The organism is Vibrio sp. MA40-2 (assembly GCF_047302445.1).
In the GTDB taxonomy this organism is placed as follows: domain Bacteria; phylum Pseudomonadota; class Gammaproteobacteria; order Enterobacterales; family Vibrionaceae; genus Vibrio.
In genome coordinates this window covers 469,341-486,859 of sequence record NZ_CP178628.1, presented here as the reverse complement: position 1 = coordinate 486,859, position 17,519 = coordinate 469,341, and the positions used below count along the sequence as shown (strand labels likewise).

Annotated in this window: 16 protein-coding genes and 1 other annotated feature; of the genes, 8 read left to right on the top strand and 8 right to left on the bottom strand. The window is 38.0% G+C overall.

Annotated features, from left to right (window positions below):
- Positions 1-56: 56 nt before the first annotated feature.
- Positions 57-2,399 (top strand): aerobic respiration two-component sensor histidine kinase ArcB, encoded by a 2,343-nt coding sequence (arcB, locus tag ACLKML_RS09700; RefSeq protein WP_413285167.1) that lies wholly within the window; start codon positions 57-59, stop codon positions 2,397-2,399.
- 102 nt (positions 2,400-2,501) lie between these two features.
- Here the strand turns inward: arcB and arcA are convergent, their stop codons facing one another.
- Positions 2,502-3,218 (bottom strand): two-component system response regulator ArcA, encoded by a 717-nt coding sequence (gene arcA / locus ACLKML_RS09695; RefSeq protein ID WP_413285166.1) that lies wholly within the window; start codon positions 3,216-3,218, stop codon positions 2,502-2,504.
- Positions 3,219-4,080: 862 nt separating this feature from the next.
- Between arcA and ACLKML_RS09690 the strand changes: the two genes are divergently transcribed.
- From ACLKML_RS09690 to thrC, 4 genes are all read left to right on the top strand, one after another.
- Entirely contained in the window at positions 4,081-4,563 is a 483-nt protein-coding gene (locus ACLKML_RS09690) for a putative 4-hydroxy-4-methyl-2-oxoglutarate aldolase (RefSeq protein WP_413285165.1), read from the top strand.
- Between the two features lie 395 nt (positions 4,564-4,958).
- Positions 4,959-5,077, top strand: a sequence feature (Thr leader region).
- Between the two features lie 29 nt (positions 5,078-5,106).
- The gene (thrA, locus tag ACLKML_RS09685; protein ID WP_413285164.1) at positions 5,107-7,566 is read left to right on the top strand and encodes a bifunctional aspartate kinase/homoserine dehydrogenase I; all 2,460 of its coding nucleotides are present in this window, start codon (positions 5,107-5,109) and stop codon (positions 7,564-7,566) included.
- Between the two features lie 18 nt (positions 7,567-7,584).
- Complete coding sequence (gene thrB / locus ACLKML_RS09680) at positions 7,585-8,541, top strand: homoserine kinase (protein ID WP_317717683.1); 957 nt, start codon at positions 7,585-7,587, stop codon at positions 8,539-8,541.
- Complete coding sequence (thrC, locus tag ACLKML_RS09675) at positions 8,538-9,821, top strand: threonine synthase (protein WP_413285163.1); 1,284 nt, start codon at positions 8,538-8,540, stop codon at positions 9,819-9,821. Before thrB ends, thrC begins: the two co-directional genes overlap by 4 nt.
- A 59-nt stretch (positions 9,822-9,880) precedes the next feature.
- Here the strand turns inward: thrC and ACLKML_RS09670 are convergent, their stop codons facing one another.
- The 6 genes from ACLKML_RS09670 to ACLKML_RS09645 all read right to left on the bottom strand — a co-directional run bounded on the left by ACLKML_RS09670 (position 9,881) and on the right by ACLKML_RS09645 (position 14,297).
- Positions 9,881-11,095 carry an MFS transporter gene (locus ACLKML_RS09670; RefSeq protein ID WP_413285162.1) on the bottom strand — a complete coding sequence of 405 codons (1,215 nt, stop codon included), beginning with the start codon at positions 11,093-11,095 and terminating at the stop codon, positions 9,881-9,883.
- 284 nt (positions 11,096-11,379) lie between these two features.
- Positions 11,380-11,631: a type II CAAX prenyl endopeptidase Rce1 family protein gene (locus ACLKML_RS09665; protein WP_413285161.1), complete on the bottom strand. Its 252-nt coding sequence runs from the start codon at positions 11,629-11,631 to the stop codon at positions 11,380-11,382.
- A gap of 360 nt (positions 11,632-11,991) precedes the next feature.
- Positions 11,992-12,186: a hypothetical protein gene (locus tag ACLKML_RS09660; RefSeq protein ID WP_413285160.1), complete on the bottom strand. Its 195-nt coding sequence runs from the start codon at positions 12,184-12,186 to the stop codon at positions 11,992-11,994.
- Between the two features lie 526 nt (positions 12,187-12,712).
- The gene (locus ACLKML_RS09655; RefSeq protein WP_413285159.1) at positions 12,713-13,000 is read right to left on the bottom strand and encodes a hypothetical protein; all 288 of its coding nucleotides are present in this window, start codon (positions 12,998-13,000) and stop codon (positions 12,713-12,715) included.
- Positions 13,001-13,104: 104 nt separating this feature from the next.
- On the bottom strand, positions 13,105-13,500 hold the full coding sequence (locus ACLKML_RS09650) for a hypothetical protein (protein ID WP_413285158.1): 396 nt from the start codon (positions 13,498-13,500) through the stop codon (positions 13,105-13,107).
- A 233-nt stretch (positions 13,501-13,733) separates the two neighbouring features.
- Positions 13,734-14,297, bottom strand: coding sequence for a hypothetical protein (locus ACLKML_RS09645; protein WP_413285157.1), 564 nt, complete (start codon positions 14,295-14,297; stop codon positions 13,734-13,736).
- 153 nt (positions 14,298-14,450) lie between these two features.
- Between ACLKML_RS09645 and ACLKML_RS09640 the strand changes: the two genes are divergently transcribed.
- Positions 14,451-14,609 carry a hypothetical protein gene (locus tag ACLKML_RS09640; RefSeq protein ID WP_413285156.1) on the top strand — a complete coding sequence of 53 codons (159 nt, stop codon included), beginning with the start codon at positions 14,451-14,453 and terminating at the stop codon, positions 14,607-14,609.
- Positions 14,610-14,725: 116 nt separating this feature from the next.
- Here ACLKML_RS09640 and grcA read toward each other — a convergent pair whose 3' ends face one another.
- Positions 14,726-15,103, bottom strand: a complete 378-nt coding sequence (gene grcA / locus ACLKML_RS09635) for an autonomous glycyl radical cofactor GrcA (protein ID WP_413285155.1) — start codon at positions 15,101-15,103, stop codon at positions 14,726-14,728.
- 349 nt (positions 15,104-15,452) lie between these two features.
- Between grcA and nfo the strand changes: the two genes are divergently transcribed.
- Together nfo and ung are read left to right on the top strand one after the other, a co-directional pair.
- Positions 15,453-16,310, top strand: a complete 858-nt coding sequence (nfo, locus tag ACLKML_RS09630; protein ID WP_413285863.1) for a deoxyribonuclease IV — start codon at positions 15,453-15,455, stop codon at positions 16,308-16,310.
- Positions 16,311-16,807: 497 nt separating this feature from the next.
- Complete coding sequence (gene ung, locus ACLKML_RS09625; protein ID WP_413285154.1) at positions 16,808-17,497, top strand: uracil-DNA glycosylase; 690 nt, start codon at positions 16,808-16,810, stop codon at positions 17,495-17,497.
- Positions 17,498-17,519 lie beyond the last annotated feature (22 nt).

Sequence of the window (17,519 nt, the reverse complement as noted above, 5' to 3'; positions counted from 1 at the left end):
TGGACTGTTGTGCTTTTAAAAAAAATTCCGTTACGGTGTTTGGTATGGAGAAATGAATGAAACAAATTAAAAACTTAGCTCAGTATTATGTGGACCTACTTGTTAAGCTAGGCATTCTCCGTTTTTCTATTTTATTAGCGTTAGCTTTGGTGGCATTGGCGGTATTTGTTCAGGTAGGGATAACACTAGCCTTACAAGGCAATGTTGGGCATATCGATATTATTCGTTCGGTATTTTTTGGGTTGTTAGTCACGCCTTGGGCGGTTTATTTTCTATCTGTAGTGGTTGATCAGTTAGAAGAATCTCGGCAGAGATTGTCAAAATTAGTGGCGAAGTTAAATGACATGCGTTCACGAGATCAAGAGCTGAATAATCAGTTGCAGCAAAATATTATTAAACTAAATCAAGAAATAGAGGAAAGACAAAAAGCAGAAGAAGCGAGACAGGTCGCGATTCATGATTTAGAAAATGAAGTTTATCAAAGAGAGCAAACTCAGTTAGAACTTGCCGAAAGAACCACATTATTACGATCTTTTATTGATACCTCTCCAGATCTTATTTATTACCGAAATGCGGATGGCATTTTTTCAGGTTGTAATCGTGCTGTTGAAGAGCTTACAGGCCGTTCTGAGCAAGAATTAGTTGGATTAACACCGTGGGATGTTTACAGCAAAGAAATAGCTCAGGAAGTCGTCAAGACTGATGAAATGGTGTTTAGTGATAATGAAGAGATCACTTACGAACAGTGGTTAGAATACCCTGATGGAAAAAAGGTATATTTCGAACTTAGAAAGGTGCCATTTTATAGCAAAGAAGGGCGTCATTTAGGTTTAGTAGGGTTTGGTCGCGATATAACCGAGCGGAAGAAATATCAAGATGCATTAGAAAAAGCAAGTAGAGATAAAACCACTTTTGTCTCTACGGTTAGCCATGAGCTACGTACACCATTGAACGGTATCGTAGGGCTCAGCCGTATGCTGTTAGATACATCTTTAAACGATGAACAAAGACAACATATGCAAACCATCAATGTCAGTGCTATCACCTTAGGTAATATTTTTAACGATATTATTGATATGGATAAATTTGATCGCCGAAAATTAGAATTATTACCTAAGGCTATAAACTTAGAAGATTTTATATCAGAAATGGAAAGTATTTCTGCACTAATGGCAGAACAAAAAGGGCTGCGTTTTGATTTAGAACGGTTAACAGACTTTCCATCTTACATTGAAGTGGATGCAACTCGATTACGTCAGGTGCTATGGAACCTAATCGGCAACGCGACCAAGTTTACCAAAGAAGGTGGTGTGGTAATGAGTGTTAGCGTCGATGTGGAAAACAATATGGCGGATATAATCTTTGAAGTTGAAGACACTGGGATTGGTATTCCTGACGCTGAATTAAACAAAATATTTGCGATGTATTACCAAGTTAAATCAGGTAAAGACAATTTACATGCGGTTGGAACAGGCATAGGTCTTGCGGTCTCTAAACAGCTAGTCAATATGATGGATGGCGATATTACGGCCAGCAGCGAAGAAGGTTTTGGTAGTACTTTTACGTTAAATATACGCGTTCCTGTGGTTGATGAAATTGAAATGAAAGTTAAGCCGAAACAACAACAAGCGCAACGTATTTTTATGGTTGAAGATATACAATTAAATATTACCGTTGCCAGATCATTACTCGAAAGTTTAGGGCATTCTGTTGATGTTGCTATGAACGGGGAAGATGCCATTGCATTATTCTCTCCTAGCAATTATGACCTTGTTTTATTGGATATTCAGTTGCCTGATATGACAGGTTTCGATATCGCTCTTCATTTTAGAGAGCAATTTAATCAACTGCCACCTTTAGTGGCACTCACGGCCAACGTGATGAAAAATAAACAAGACTATATCGACAAAGGTATGGATGATGCTTTGAGTAAGCCGCTGTCAGTTAAAGCGATTCAAAGAGTTATTGAACAGTGGTGTCTTTCTTCCGAACCTGAACAGGTTATCCAACAAAAAAACTCAATAAACGAGGCCAACGCTGTCAAAGTTGCTTCGAAAATCTTGGATATCGATATGTTAGAATCTTATGTAGAAATAGTCGGAACAGACCCAGTATTTGATAGTATTAAAATGTTTGAAGAGATGATGCCTGGATACATTGATATTCTCGACTCGAATATGATTGCTGCCGATCAAGACGGTATTGTATCTGAAGCGCATAAAATAAAGGGGGCAGCGGGATCTATTGGTTTAATGCATATTCAAAAAGTAGCCCAAAAAGCTCAATCGCCAGATATGCCGGCCTGGTGGGAAAATATAGCCGATTGGGTTGATGAAATTAAGAATGAGTATCAGAGTGATATTAGTGTGTTGAAAGAGTGGTTGAAGCAACAATCATAGTGAATCTAAGAAACTTTACCTAGCGGTAAGCCTATCTGGTTTGGTAGCTTATAACCTTGGTAGCTTATAGCCGTGACAGCTTACCACTAGTAAAGTGCAGTATTATTCTTCTAAGTCACCACAAAAACGGTAACCTTCACCATGAATAGTGGCAATAATTTCTGGTGTGTCAGTGATGGATTCAAAATGTTTACGGATACGACGAATCGTAACATCAACCGTACGGTCATGTGGTTTGAGTTCTCGTCCAGTCATTTTTTTCAAAAGATCGGCTCGAGTTTGTATCTTGCCTGGATTTTCACAAAAATGAAGAAGCGCTCTAAATTCCGAACGTGGCAATTTATAACTGTCACCCAGTGGGCTAACCAATGAGCGGCTATTAATATCTAAAATCCAGCCATTAAACTCATACTTTTCAACATTGCGTTTTTCTTCAGCAACGGCATTTTCACTCATTGAACGAGTAAGCAGATTGCGAGCTCGTATGGTGAGTTCGCGAGGATTAAAAGGTTTAGTAATGTAGTCATCGGCGCCTATTTCTAAGCCTAAGATTTTATCAACTTCATTATCTCGACCAGTTAAGAACATGAGAGCAACATTAGCTTGCTCACGTAATTCTCTTGCTAACAGTAGGCCATTTTTACCGGGAAGATTAATATCCATAATAACCAAGTTAACAGGGTTATCTGCAAGTATTTGGTGCATTTCTTCACCATCACTAGCTTCGAATACTGTATATCCTTCCGCTTCAAATATACTTTTTAGCGTGTTACGAGTAACTTGCTCATCTTCAACGATGAGTATTTGTGGGGTTTGCATTGGCGATACCTAAATTGTAACAAAATTGTATATATTTTTTAGAAACTTTAAGCAAAAAATAACATATGGGTAAAGTGTTTACGATACTTGGTAACGAAAATTGTTACGAAACACTCTAACTAGGCACGCCAGTCCGTGGTTGTTACCTATTTGGGGACAACAACAGCTGTTTTGTATGATAACCAGCTTGTTGACTCTATCTTTTTACATTTTTGCTATATTTAAGTCGGATATTATTATCTTAAAGGCACCGCAACAATAACAGTTTGTTAATTCTTTTCACTTTGTTGATTTACATCAATAGAGATAAAATAACATTTTTTTGTTAATTGAGCCGTTTACCAAAGAAAAATGAGTCCAGGATAACAATTAAATCAATTCAAATCGTGCAAGTATTTATTCTTTTATAATCAAAATGTTGTTCTGTTATTTATAGTTATGATTGCAATATTTAAGGTGCTCATCGCTCTTCTATTTCCTATCTTTCTAAATGAGAATTTATCAGCATGTAGCACAAATTATATGATTTTAATTATTGCAAATTGTCGGTTGGTGATTTAAAAAGAGTGTCGCTTGAAAAAAACTCCGTTGTAAAAAAACCTCATAAGCGATTTGTAAAGCTTGAAAAAGTATCAGCGAAACGCCATGTATAGTGCACTTGAAAATTAAAATAAACCTATATATTTATATAAAAAACAGAATGTTACATCTTTATGATGGACTGTTTATAAGCGAAATTTAATATAAATATCAATAGTGATAATTATTTAGGCCAATTAAAAAGCCATTTTTAGAGAACAGAATTTAAAATCAATCATAGTTAATCCGCTTAGTGAAAGACTGTGAAAATCAAGGAGGAAAAATGAACGATATACTTCCAGATATATGTGACAAGTATGAAGAGCAAGTCACGTTGCTAGACTTACCACTACAAAACTTTGGTCAGCGCGATGCTTTCTTTGGTGAAGTGGTTACAGTACGTTGTTTCCATGATAATTCGAAAGTAAAAGAAATCTTGGAACAAGATGGAAAAGGTAAAGTTCTATTTGTTGATGGGAACGGTTCGACTAAAAAAGCACTTTTAGGGGACCAACTCGCCATTTTAGCGATTGAGAATGGCTGGCAAGGCATTATTGTTTATGGTGCTATACGCGATGTTGCCGCATTATCAGAGCTGGATGTTGGTGTAAAAGCATTAGCTGCTTGCCCATTTAAAACCGAGAAAAAAGGAGCTGGTGAAATAAACGTGTGTTTAACAATGAATAGACAAACCGTTCATCCAGGTGACTTCATCTATGCGGATTGGAATGGCATTTTATTGTCAGATCAGTTATTAGACGTTTAAAAGCAAAACGTTTACATATCAAATGTAGCTAGATTCCATTACTAGCGTTACTTTTGATTTTTTAGCCATACTTTCAATTTGTACCTGAACTTCAATATGTGTACCTGAACTTCAATATGTGTACTTGAACGTTAATATACTTAGCTGAACCTCAATATATTGCAGCCACTGTTGTGTAACGATAGTGGTATGCAAATTGAAATATCAGAATCGCTATACGATTTTTGCGTTATTAGCCATAACCTAGTGTTATTACTTGTCATTTTTATTTCATAAAAAATTACCTATTTTGAAAAAAAATCAACTTTCAATTGACTCTATCGCTGAAAGTCGGTAAACGTATGGGTAAGCGAAAAATAATGACATAAGCACAAATATAAAATGAATACAGTACGCCATTCAATAATGATTACCACAACCATTATTACCGACATTACCAATGTTGGGGCAGGCTGTTAAACGAAAGAAATTTCAAAAAAAGGCCTGTATCCACGAAGATACAGGCCTTTTTTTATACGAATCTTAAACATACTGGAGGTAGGGATGCGAGTTCTCAAGTTTGGTGGATCATCGTTGGCAGATGCTGACCGTTTTCTTAGGGCGGCAGACATTATTGCAAATAATGCGCAACAAGAAGAAGTAGCCGTGGTTTTATCCGCGCCGGGTAAAACAACCAACAAATTAGTTGCGGTTATTGAAGGTGCACTTAGAAATGGTGATGCTGACTTACAAATTGCTGAGTTAGAGAGCTCCTTTGCTCAACTTTTTTCTGAAATTAAAGCCGTTTTACCAACGATAGACAGCACCAGTTTTGATGAGCAAGTAAGTGTCTCGATGGCTCAATTACGTCAATTTGTTCATGGTATAGCACTTCTAGGCATGTGCCCTAATAACGCCAATGCTCGTATTATCAGCAAGGGTGAAAGAATTTCTATCAAACTGATGCAAGCTGTTCTTGAAGCCAAAGGCCAAGCAGCAAGTCTAATTGACCCAGTGAAGTACCTTTATGCCAAAGGGGATCATTTAGAAGCAATGGTTGATGTGGATGTATCCACTCAAAACTTTATCAATGACCCGCTTCCTACTGGACATGTGAATATCATGCCTGGGTTTACGGCTGGTAATAAAACTGGCGAATTGGTTACTTTGGGTCGTAACGGGTCTGACTATTCAGCCGCCGTTTTAGCGGCTTGTTTAAGAGCAGATTGTTGTGAGATTTGGACCGATGTGGATGGTGTTTACAATTGTGATCCGCGTTTAGTTGATGACGCAAGATTGTTGAAATCGCTGAGCTACCAAGAAGCGATGGAGCTTTCTTATTTTGGTGCATCAGTACTTCATCCCAAGACTATCGCTCCTATCGCTCAATTTCATATTCCTTGTCTTATTAAGAACAGCTTCAACCCTCAAGGTCCAGGTACACTTATTGGCCAAGATACAGGCGAAGATAACTTATCTATCAAAGGAATTACAACGCTCAATAAACTGATCATGGTAAACGTATCAGGTCCTGGTATGAAAGGCATGGTTGGTATGGCAAGTCGCGTGTTTGGTGCGATGTCATCGGCTGGTGTCTCTATTGTTTTAATTACTCAATCATCATCTGAATACAGCATCAGCTTTTGTATTGAAGCTGCAGATAAGCAAAAAGCTGAACAAGCGCTGCATGATTCGTTTGAATTAGAATTAAAAGAAAGTTTGTTAGAACCAGTTGAGTACATTGATGATGTTGCTATCGTTACACTGGTTGGTGATGGTATGCGTACCTCTAAAGGTGTTGCATCTCAGTTTTTCTCATCGTTAGCGGAAGTAAACGTCAATATTGTTGCTATTGCTCAGGGTTCATCAGAGCGTGCTATTTCTGCTGTCATACCAGAAGTTAAAGTGTCAGAAGCGATTAAAGCCTGCCACGAAAACTTCTTTAATTCTAAACACTTTTTGGATCTATTTATTGTTGGGGTTGGTGGTGTTGGTGGAGAACTGGTTGATCAAGTTCAGCGTCAACAAGCCAAATTGGCGCAAAAAGGTATTATTATTCGCGTATGCGGATTAGCCAACAGTAAAGGGGTGTTACTAGACGCGAAAGGTCTCCCGCTTAATGACTGGCGTGATCGCATGGGCCATGTATCAGAAGAGTTCTCGCTTGCAACCTTAACCTCTACTGTGCAGCGCAATCATATTATTAACCCTGTTTTGGTTGATTGTACCTCCAGTGAAACCATTGCAGAGCAATATGCTGATTTCTTAGCGGCTGGTTTTCATGTCGTAACACCAAACAAAAAAGCTAACACAGCTAGCATGGCCTATTATCATCAATTGCGTCAGGTTGCCCGTAGTTCTCGTCGTAAGCTGTTGTATGAAACAACGGTTGGTGCAGGTTTACCAGTTATTGAAAACCTACAAAATCTAATTTCTGCTGGCGATGAATTAGAGAAGTTTAACGGTATTCTGTCTGGTTCATTGTCATTTATCTTTGGTAAGTTAGATGAAGGCTTAACACTCAGCCAAGCCACTAATATTGCCAAAGACAATGGATTCACAGAGCCCGATCCTCGTGATGATTTATCTGGGATGGATGTAGCGCGTAAACTGCTTATTCTGGCTCGTGAAGCTGGTATGGCTATAGAACTTGAAGACGTTGTTGTTGAACAAGCATTACCACCAGGTTTTGATGATTCTGGTTCTGTGGATGAGTTTATGGCTCGTTTACCAGAAGCAGATGCTTATTTCTCTGAGTTAGTAGAAAAAGCATCTCAAGAAGGTAAAGTTCTACGTTATGTTGGTGAAATCGATCAAGGCAAGTGTCGAGTAAGGATCCTTGCGGTTGATGAAAATGATCCAATGAACAAAATTAAAGATGGTGAGAATGCTCTGGCCTTCTATAGCCGTTATTATCAACCTATTCCACTAGTACTTCGTGGTTACGGGGCTGGTACAGAAGTGACCGCTGCAGGTGTATTTGCTGATGTAATGCGTACCCTAGGCTGGAAATTAGGAGTTTAACAAATGAATTCAAGTGATATGGATGTTGTGGTTTACGCTCCGGCTTCTATCGGAAATGTTAGCGTTGGCTTCGATGTGTTGGGAGCGGCGGTTTCGCCTATTGATGGCACATTGTTAGGTGATAGAGTTTTAGTCAAAGCTGGTAACACACCATTTGAATTAAAAACCTCAGGCAATTTTGTTTCCAAATTGCCTACCGAGGCAAAAGAAAATATTGTTTATGACTGTTGGTTAGTTTTCGCCCGAGAATTAGACAAAAAAGGCGTTGAAATTAAACCATTAGAAATGACGTTAGAGAAAAATATGCCGATCGGATCCGGTTTAGGATCAAGTGCTTGCTCTATTACCGCTGCACTTGATGCACTGAATCGTTTCCATGCTCAACCATTAAATGAAATGGAATTATTAGCTTTAATGGGGGAGATGGAAGGAAAAATATCAGGTGGTGTTCACTACGATAATGTTGCTCCATGTTATTTAGGTGGTTTGCAATTGATGCTAGAAGAACTGGGGATTATTAGCCAAGAAGTCCCTTGTTTTGACGACTGGTTTTGGGTGATGGCTTATCCTGGTATAAAAGTGTCTACAGCAGAAGCTCGCTCTATCTTACCATCACAGTATCGCCGTCAAGACGTTATTGCTCATGGACGTAACCTGGCTGGGTTTATTCATGCTTGCCATTCTGGTCAGCCAGAACTGGCGGCAAAAATGATCAAAGACGTGATCGCAGAACCATATCGTGAGAAACTATTGCCCGGTTTTGCCAATGCTCGTCAATATGCCACTTCAGCAGGGGCATTAGCGACAGGCATTTCTGGTTCAGGCCCGACACTGTTTAGTATCTGCAAAGAGAAAAGTGTTGCTGAGCGAGTTGCTCGCTGGTTAGAACAAAATTACATACAAAATGAAGAAGGATTCGTCCATATTTGTCGCTTAGACAAACAAGGATCGGTCGTGACAGGAAGTGAGCTATGAAGCTTTACAACATCAAAGAAAATGACGAACAAGTATCCTTTGGCCAAGCCGTGCGCCAAGGATTAGGCCGTAATCAAGGTCTATTTTTTCCATCAGAATTACCAACATTTAACGACATAGATGCACTGCTAGCAGAAGACTTTATACCGCGTAGTAGTAAAATTCTATCAGCCTTAATTGGAGATGAACTCAGCGAAGCGCAAGTACTTGAACTTGTTGGCAATGCTTTTCAATTTCCAGCACCAATCAAAAGTGTCAAAGATGGTGTTTACGCATTGGAACTGTTTCATGGTCCAACCTTAGCGTTTAAAGACTTTGGTGGTCGTTTTATGGCGCAATCACTAGCTGCGGTGACTAACGGCGGTAAAATCACTATTCTAACCGCCACCTCTGGTGACACTGGTGCTGCAGTTGCTCATGCTTTCTATGGTATGGAAGACATTAACGTAGTTATCCTTTATCCGAAGGGAAAGATTAGCCACCTACAAGAGCAACTCTTTTGTACTCTTGGCAAAAACATCCATACAGTATCGATTAGCAGTGATTTTGATGCTTGCCAGTCGTTAGTTAAACAAGCTTTTGACGATCAAGCATTACGTGAAGAGATCGGCTTAAATTCAGCCAACTCTATCAACATCAGTCGTTTGATGGCGCAAATTTGTTATTACTTCGAAGCGGTAGCTCAAATGAGCGCAGCTGAACGTGAAAATCTAGTTATTTCTGTACCAAGCGGTAATTTTGGTAATTTAACGGCAGGGTTGTTAGCCAAAGCAATGGGCTTACCAATTAAACGTTTTATTGCGGCAACTAACGTTAACGATACCGTTCCGCGTTACCTTGAAACGGGTGAGTGGGATCCAAAACCAACTATCGCAACAACGTCTAATGCTATGGACGTAAGTCAACCGAATAACTGGCCTCGCATTGAAGAGTTATGTCGTATTAAAGGTTGGGGTTTAGATACTTTAGGCAAAGGTGCTGTAACGGACGAGCAAAGCGCAGAATCAGTCCAAGAGTTGAATGATCTTGGCTACTTATGTGAACCTCATGGTGCCATTGCTTATCGCACGTTAAAAGAGCAACTTCAAGAAGGCGAAACCGGCTTATTCTTGTGCACCGCTCATCCAGCTAAATTCAAAGAAGTAGTCGATGAGATTCTAGATAAAGATATTGACGTTCCTGCACCACTTGCAAAACATGCAGTAATGGAAAATTTATCAGAAGAGTTAGATGCCGATTTTGAAGCCCTAAAAGCGGTATTGAGAAAAGCCCACAAATAACGTAACGCTTACTCAAAACGAACAGAAACGGATGACTCACTAGAGTTATCCGTTTTTTTTTAACAGGATATTTTTCTGTCTCTCGCCGCTAAAGCGGCAAAACAAGTGCAAATAACGCCGACACAAGCAATAAGTAAGATAGGCGTCGACCATGAGTCACTTTGTACGTGAATTTGTCCCACCATTGTTGGGCCAGTTGCCGCTAAGGCATACCCAATACCTTGAGACATGCCTGAAAGTGACGTCGCTTGGCTTCCGTTTGATGTCCTTAAGCCAATAAAAGAGAGCACAATAATAAAGGTAGAGCAGTTAGCTAACCCAAATAAACCAACCCAAAAAATGGCAAACTGAGGTAAGTAAAGTAAGCCTATTAAGCTAGTGGGCACACAAAATGCGCAAAGGCTAACAAGAAGTTGTTGGTTGTTTTTTCGGCTTAATATTGGCAGCAACAATATGCCGGGAAGCATAGTGGAAAACTGTAAAAATCCGTAAATATAACCGGCATTAATTTCGCTATAACCAAGCGAACCTAATATTTTGGGTAGCCAACCAGCCAAAGAATAAAAAGTAAATGAATTGAGGCCTAATGCTAATGTTACTTGCCATGCGACGCTACTTTTGAGCATGCTTCGCATCGAAATAGTCGGTTCACTTTGTGAGGAGTGACTTATTTTCGATGTTTTATTTTTTATCCTCGGTAGCCAAATTGTTAGTGCGAGGATAGGAAAAATAACGTTAGCGAATAGTGCAAGTTGCCAACCATTAAACCCTTGTGAAAATAGGTCCGATTGAGTAATAGAAAAGTTAGAAATTGGAACCATTAGGCTAGAGCTCATTGTTGAACCAATACCCATGGTGAAAATATATAATGATGTTACGGTGGCAATACGGGTTGGGAAATTGATTTTAACCACAACAGGCAAAAGAACATTACCGGTAGCAATCCCTATACCTAGTAAAACAGTGCCGCAATACAGTGTAGGTATTGTTCCCCAAGACCGAAGAATAACCCCAAGCGAAATGAGAATTAAAGCCAGAATTAAGCTCGGCTCTACTCCTATTCTTCGAGATACATTGCTGACCATCGGCGAAAAAATAGCAAAAGAAAGTAAAGGTAATGCGGTTAGAAAACCTGCTGCAGCGGAGGCTAAGTTTAAACTTTCCATAACTTGCGTCAGTACAGGAGCAAGGCTAGTAAATGGGGCTCGGAGATTTAGCGCTAAGAAAAGGATACCTAGCAATATCAGTAGGCTAGTTCGAAATAGAGCGCTCATTTTGTGTCTACAGTCAGCCGAATTAGGGAGTGTAGAGTAACGCTTATTGTATGATGAAACAAATCAATTTGGGTACTGTGTTTTGTCTACTGCGTGTAAACCTGCTCTCTTCCAAATTACTCGAGCTAGAACAATTATGATAACTGTCGAGAGTATAACCTTGTAACTAGGTATCAGGCTTTCCTGCGTGATGGAAAAGTAATGGTGACCGACTGTCTTGAAATAGAGTAGGGCGTAGACCAATATAAACAAGTTATAGCCAATATGAACAATAATCGAGACCATTAACCCAACGTTACGATAGATGTAACACAGGACAAAGCCAAGAAAAACGACGCAATGATTCTTTCATGGTGGAGCGAAAACATAATACTAGAAAGTGTAAAGGCAAGTAAAACAGGAACCTTTTGACTGAAAGCATTGACCAGTATTCTCCGATAAATCAACTCTTCGGATATAGGTATTAAGACGCAATACACTAACGCAGCACTGAAAACTGAATACCAGCTGATACCATCTTCATTCGTGTCGAACATGGGTCGCTATTGATATTTAATTTGTATAGATACTCTTTGTCGACAATTAACAGTATTACTCCGTCTATATAATTGGCAATGAAGGAGGTAAATAAAAAAGCGCTCAGTATTACTAAAATTAGTGGAAGGGTTAACTTGTATCTTAAGGGCGGTGGTTTAATTAAAATACCCTTTAAACAAACTGCAATAAGTGTTGCGTACGTCAATAGCTTGAGTACTAAATAGGAAGTTTCTATGTGACTGAGGATAAAATTATTCTCAACAGTTACAGATAAAAGCAATCTGGAAAAGCCTTATAAAATAAATAAGGCTCAAGAATAATAAGAAATAAAATGACTACTAATTTAAGTGTATACAAATTTATCGATCGCCTGGTCTATCACTTGATCTTTGATCTCCAGCAGAGTTCATATCACTTCTAGAACGAGCTCTTTGCCGCGATGCTCTGTCATTAGAACTATCTCGTTTTCTTCGATGTTCGTGATAGTTTCTTTTAGCCTGCGCACTGTTAAAGTTACTTAGATTTTGTGCCAGCCAGCCAGAGAAATCATTCATACTGCGACCCCATGAACTAGTTCTATTTCATTTGTTAATAAATCTGGAATTTATGTCTCCTTATAAAATAGGTAGTATGATATTTTTCATGATAAAAAATATATCTTTGTTTGCTTGGTGTTTACATGATAATACGTCTTAACTTGTTGATTGGTTCAATAAAAAACTAACGTAGGTGAGTTGTTATTTTTAAGTTTTTAACGATTTAAATATAGAATAATTGATTAAGTTGAAGTGATGGCAATGTATTTTATGTTATCTGTGAAATGGAAGTTGTATATATAACGTTTACCATAAATAAACGCCGCTCTGATCTACTATGTTAGAAAATCATTAATATTAATATTGATATTAAGTAACGTTAGGGTATTATTTCTCTATCCTAATATATGGGTTATTGTTCTGTACAATCAACTATGTTAATGAACTACAAATGACCCGAATTACTATTTCACATAGTTAGGAAACGCTTGATTCTATGGATAGAGTTATCTCTTTAATTTAACGCTTGTCTAATTAGCTCTACCTATCGTAAAGTAAACCTAAATAGTGAACGATAGAGATCTATAACGACACGAACCAGAGCATAACTGGGGTCTGATTTAGCATATTCATCTATTACCCCAGCGATGCCAAACTGGTATTCATCCACCGCTCCTTGAGCAGAATCTGCGAATATCGGATCGCCGTCGACTTCAAAGCCTTCTTCTAATAGCAGAACTTTTTCATTCAAAAAGTGGCTAGTACCCATTTGCAAATAGGTAAAACCAGATTTTCCAATCTCAGGGTTTATATAAAACTGAAATGCAGGCATGTGTAAGTCTCCATTGTTTTCGTCAAGCTTTAAGGAGGGAAGTGAAGAATGCAAACTTAGATAATGATGTTTTTTGCAAAAAATTGATAAAAAACAAATGCTTTTTATGATTTCATGTTTAATAGACGGGCGATTTGTAAATGTATGGACTTTATGAGGTCGAACTCCTGAGCTGTGCGACAAGTAGCAAGACATACCCAATAGTCTCCCGCCTCATCTGTAGCACTAAACAGTGCTCTCAGTTCGTAGCTTCGCCATGAAAATAGACTAAAAAACAGCGCAACAATAAATGCGATAAAGCCAAACTGAGGTACAAACGCCCACGTGACTGCGGATAAAACTAAGGCCAAGCAGATGACATTGGTTAAATTTCCCCTTAAACCTAATTTTCGTGCTTCTACCTGAATAATTCTATTCAAAGGGTAGCGTTTTTTTTTGATTTTTAGTTCAGTGTCACTGATTTTAAAATCAGTCGTTTTATAAGGTTTTCGGAATATCATGATTGGCTCTTCTTTTAGTTATCAATAGAGTATGAAAAATAGCAATGTGACTACGAACAAAGTATGTTTAAAAAACGAATCTCTGAATTTTTATGAACCGATTTAAATTTAATTGCATGGGGCGTATATTTTTTACTGGCTCTTAAAGTAAGAGTATGTCCGTAAAAATCCAGATTGAATTATATTTACGGACATAAAAGTAATTGATTATATAATAAATACTATTGACATTATTACTGTTTAACCCAAAGGTATTCCCAGCTTTTTTGTTTGCAAAATAGGCCTATAATATAACAGCTAGGCTCAACGATTAACCTTATTAATTTTCCGCGTAGTGATCCTTTATCAATAACTTTCATTTGATATGCAAGTTCAATTGCTCGATATTTGGCAATAGGAAACATGACCTTTTCGAATAAACTGTTTTTACGCATTAATTCAACGTATGGAATTGCCCAGAAATGATATCCTCGAACAGTAATTGAAGGTAAATGTTCTTGAGTATATTTGAGATCTGCTTTCCATAATACTCTATCCATCATGCCTTTTTTATAGAAATGAGTACAGATGACTCTACTACCACTTGAGCCACTTGAACCACAACCACCTTTATAGTTATTGTTTCCAGAGTACGGATTATTATCCTTATTTTTATTTGCGTCAGAAGCTCCTGCACCACAACCTCGGTCACCACTGATTGCTGTTTGAATGCTATTAGATGTATTTCCACCACCAATAACATGTTGAAGTTCATCTTCAGATAGCATTCTTACTTGGTTGCAAATTACTTTTTTCATACATAGACCTCACTTAGTATTGAAGAATAAAAGAGCAAGGATGTAAATAAATCCCAAAACTTACTAACGACCAATAATATTAAGTATGTAATTATTATGGGTTGTTAAACAAAATCTTAATTTCTTACATCCATGAAGACTTCATGTGTTCAATTGAATAAGATTGATACTAAGGAAGCAGAGTTTGTCGTAAATAGAATTGGTAAACTGGTTGAAAAAAGGACCGTTATTTATGAACACCAAGAAATTCAATTTACCGTTAGTATTGGGCTTACATTTTGGCGGCAAAAAGAATCGTTAGATAATGCATAAAATCGAGCGGATAGTTTACTTTATGAGGCAAAACAGAAAGGACGAAACAGAGTGGTTAGTGATGTCGTTATAAAAGAAAAGCCTAGTAAACACTAAGCTTTTCTTCATGGTAACTATTACAAGCTGTCAGTAAAAGTACGAGCAACAACGTCTGCTTGTTGTTCTGGAGTCAATGAATTGAAACGCACTGCGTAACCAGAAACACGAATTGTTAACTGAGGGTATTTCTCAGGATTTTTGATTGCGTCTTCTAGCGTTTCACGTTTTAGAACATTAACATTTAGATGTTGACCACCTTCAACGCGAGGAGCAGTTTCAATCGCTACTTCACGGCTTTCGAATTCGCCTAAATCAGATGATGCAACAACTTGGTCAGCTTCAAAACCAGCTACAGCAGCAACACAACGAGCTTCATTTTTCTCTGAATCTAATAGCCAGATTGAGTTTAATAGATCATCATTTGCAGCTTTAGTAATTTGAATACCTTGGATCATGATTGTCTCCTAGTTCACTTAGAATATGATTCAATTAATAATTTTTTTTTGGTGTATCGTTTAACTTGTTGGGACTATGATAATATTGATTTAAGTCAAAAGACAACTAAAAACCTTATTTTTTTTGTGTAAATTTTATTGATGTATATCAAAAAACCTTATTTTTCATATGGTTTAGGTAAAATATTGTTCTGTATGATAATTTTGTCATTAATAGGAGTGTAGTAGACTTACTACATTCTGCTATCAAGTCGTTAACGGGTGGTTACTTTTATTTAACCAAATGGATATTTTATTGTTTAATTGGTAACAATAAAATTGTGGATAATTCGCTAAAAAAAGAGTCGAAATTGTGAGTAATAAATTTATAGGGGCGCATGTATCTGCTGCTGGTGGAGTGGAAAATGCACCAATTCGAGCGAAAGAGATTGGTGCAAATGCTTTTGCACTATTCACCAAAAATCAAAGGCAATGGGTAGCCAAACCATTAACAGAACAGAGTATCAATGCGTTTAAAAATAACTGTGAAAAATTTGCTTTTGGCCCAGAACAAATTTTGCCGCATGATTCTTATCTAATTAATCTCGGTGCGCCTGAAGAAGAAAAGCTAGTAAAATCTCGAGCTGCATTTATTGATGAAATGGAACGGTGTCATCAACTGGGGCTCAATTTGTTGAATTTTCATCCTGGGAGTCATTTGAAGAAAATTTCAGAGCAAGATTGCTTGGCATTGATTGCTGAATCTATCAATTTGGCTCATAGAGCGGTTCCTGATGTCATTGCGGTGATTGAAAATACGGCAGGACAAGGAACCAATTTAGGTTGGCGGTTTGAACATCTGGCTGCAATTATAGAGCGGGTTGAAGATAAGCAAAGGGTCGGGGTTTGCCTAGATACGTGCCACACTTTTACCGCCGGATATGACTTACGAACAAAAGAGGCATGTGATGAAACATTTGCCGAGTTTGATCGTGTGGTAGGTATGCACTATTTGAGAGCGATGCATCTTAATGATTCAAAAGTTGATTTTGATAGCCATGTTGATCGCCATCACTCGTTGGGCAAAGGAAAAATTGGTTGGGACTGTTTTGAATATATCGCTCAAGATGATCGTTTTGACTCTATCCCTTTGATATTAGAAACAATTGAACCCGAAATTTGGCAAGATGAGATTCAAGCTCTTCGTCATTTAGAGTCGATGAAATAAAGTTTATTTTTAGCTAGTTCACTAATTTTTTGTGATTGTAAAAAGTTGGCACTTTTTTTTCATGGTTATTATAGACAAGGATCCTTCTGATCTTTGTCAGTGATAATATTCGCCATAAGAGGATGCCAATATGTATTTATCATTGATTTCACCTAGTCGCCCTAGAACTCCAGTTCCATATCGTCATGTGCAAGGTCGCGGTCATTTTAGAACCCCTCAAAAACATGCTTAATAGCGGAGTAGGTTGTACTACTGAATTGACTATGTGTTGTTCCCGTGAGAACGGGAATGACGAACTGACTGAGATTGTTATCCGACAAATAGCTAGCTACACTTACTTACCTACCTACAATTGACACTTACTTACCTATAATTGCTTTTACCTGTTAATGGGTAAACTCACATATCTAGCATTTTGATGTACTGCAATGTGCTCTTTCTGATTTCCTGTTACTTGGTTATGATATGCCTTAGGCTTAACCTTACTGGGTGTAAAAATGAGTAATAACGTGACTTGGCAGAGTCTGATTGAACAAGAAAAACAGAAACCTTATCTAAAGCAGACTCTAGAGTTTATTCAATCTGAGCGAGATAGTGGCAAAGAAATATACCCTGCTGATGCTGATGTGTTTAGTGCTTTTCAATTGACTCAACTTACTGATGTTAAAGTCGTGATTATCGGTCAAGATCCTTATCATGGTCCGAATCAAGCCCATGGATTGTCCTTTTCTGTTTTACCTGGAATAAAAATACCCCCTTCTTTGGCTAATATTTACAAGGAGCTAAGCCAAGATATAGCAGGATTTGAAGCTCCGAAGCATGGTTATTTAAAACACTGGGCAGAACAAGGTGTCTTGCTAATTAATACCGTTTTAACGGTTGAAAGAGGCAAAGCACATTCACATTCAAAAACGGGATGGGAATCGTTTAGCGATACAATTATTTCTCTAATCGATGAACATTGCCAAGATGTGGTTTTTTTGTTGTGGGGTACTCATGCTCAAAATAAAGGTAAAAGGATTGATAGAAAAAAACACCATATTTTAACTGCACCTCATCCATCGCCTCTTTCCGCTTACCGAGGGTTTTTTGGTTGTCAGCATTTTTCAAAAACTAACCAGATTTTAATTGAAACGGGATATAAACCGATTGATTGGCGATTACCGGAAATTACCCATACGCAATAAAGTCCCTATTAGTTGTCTGAAT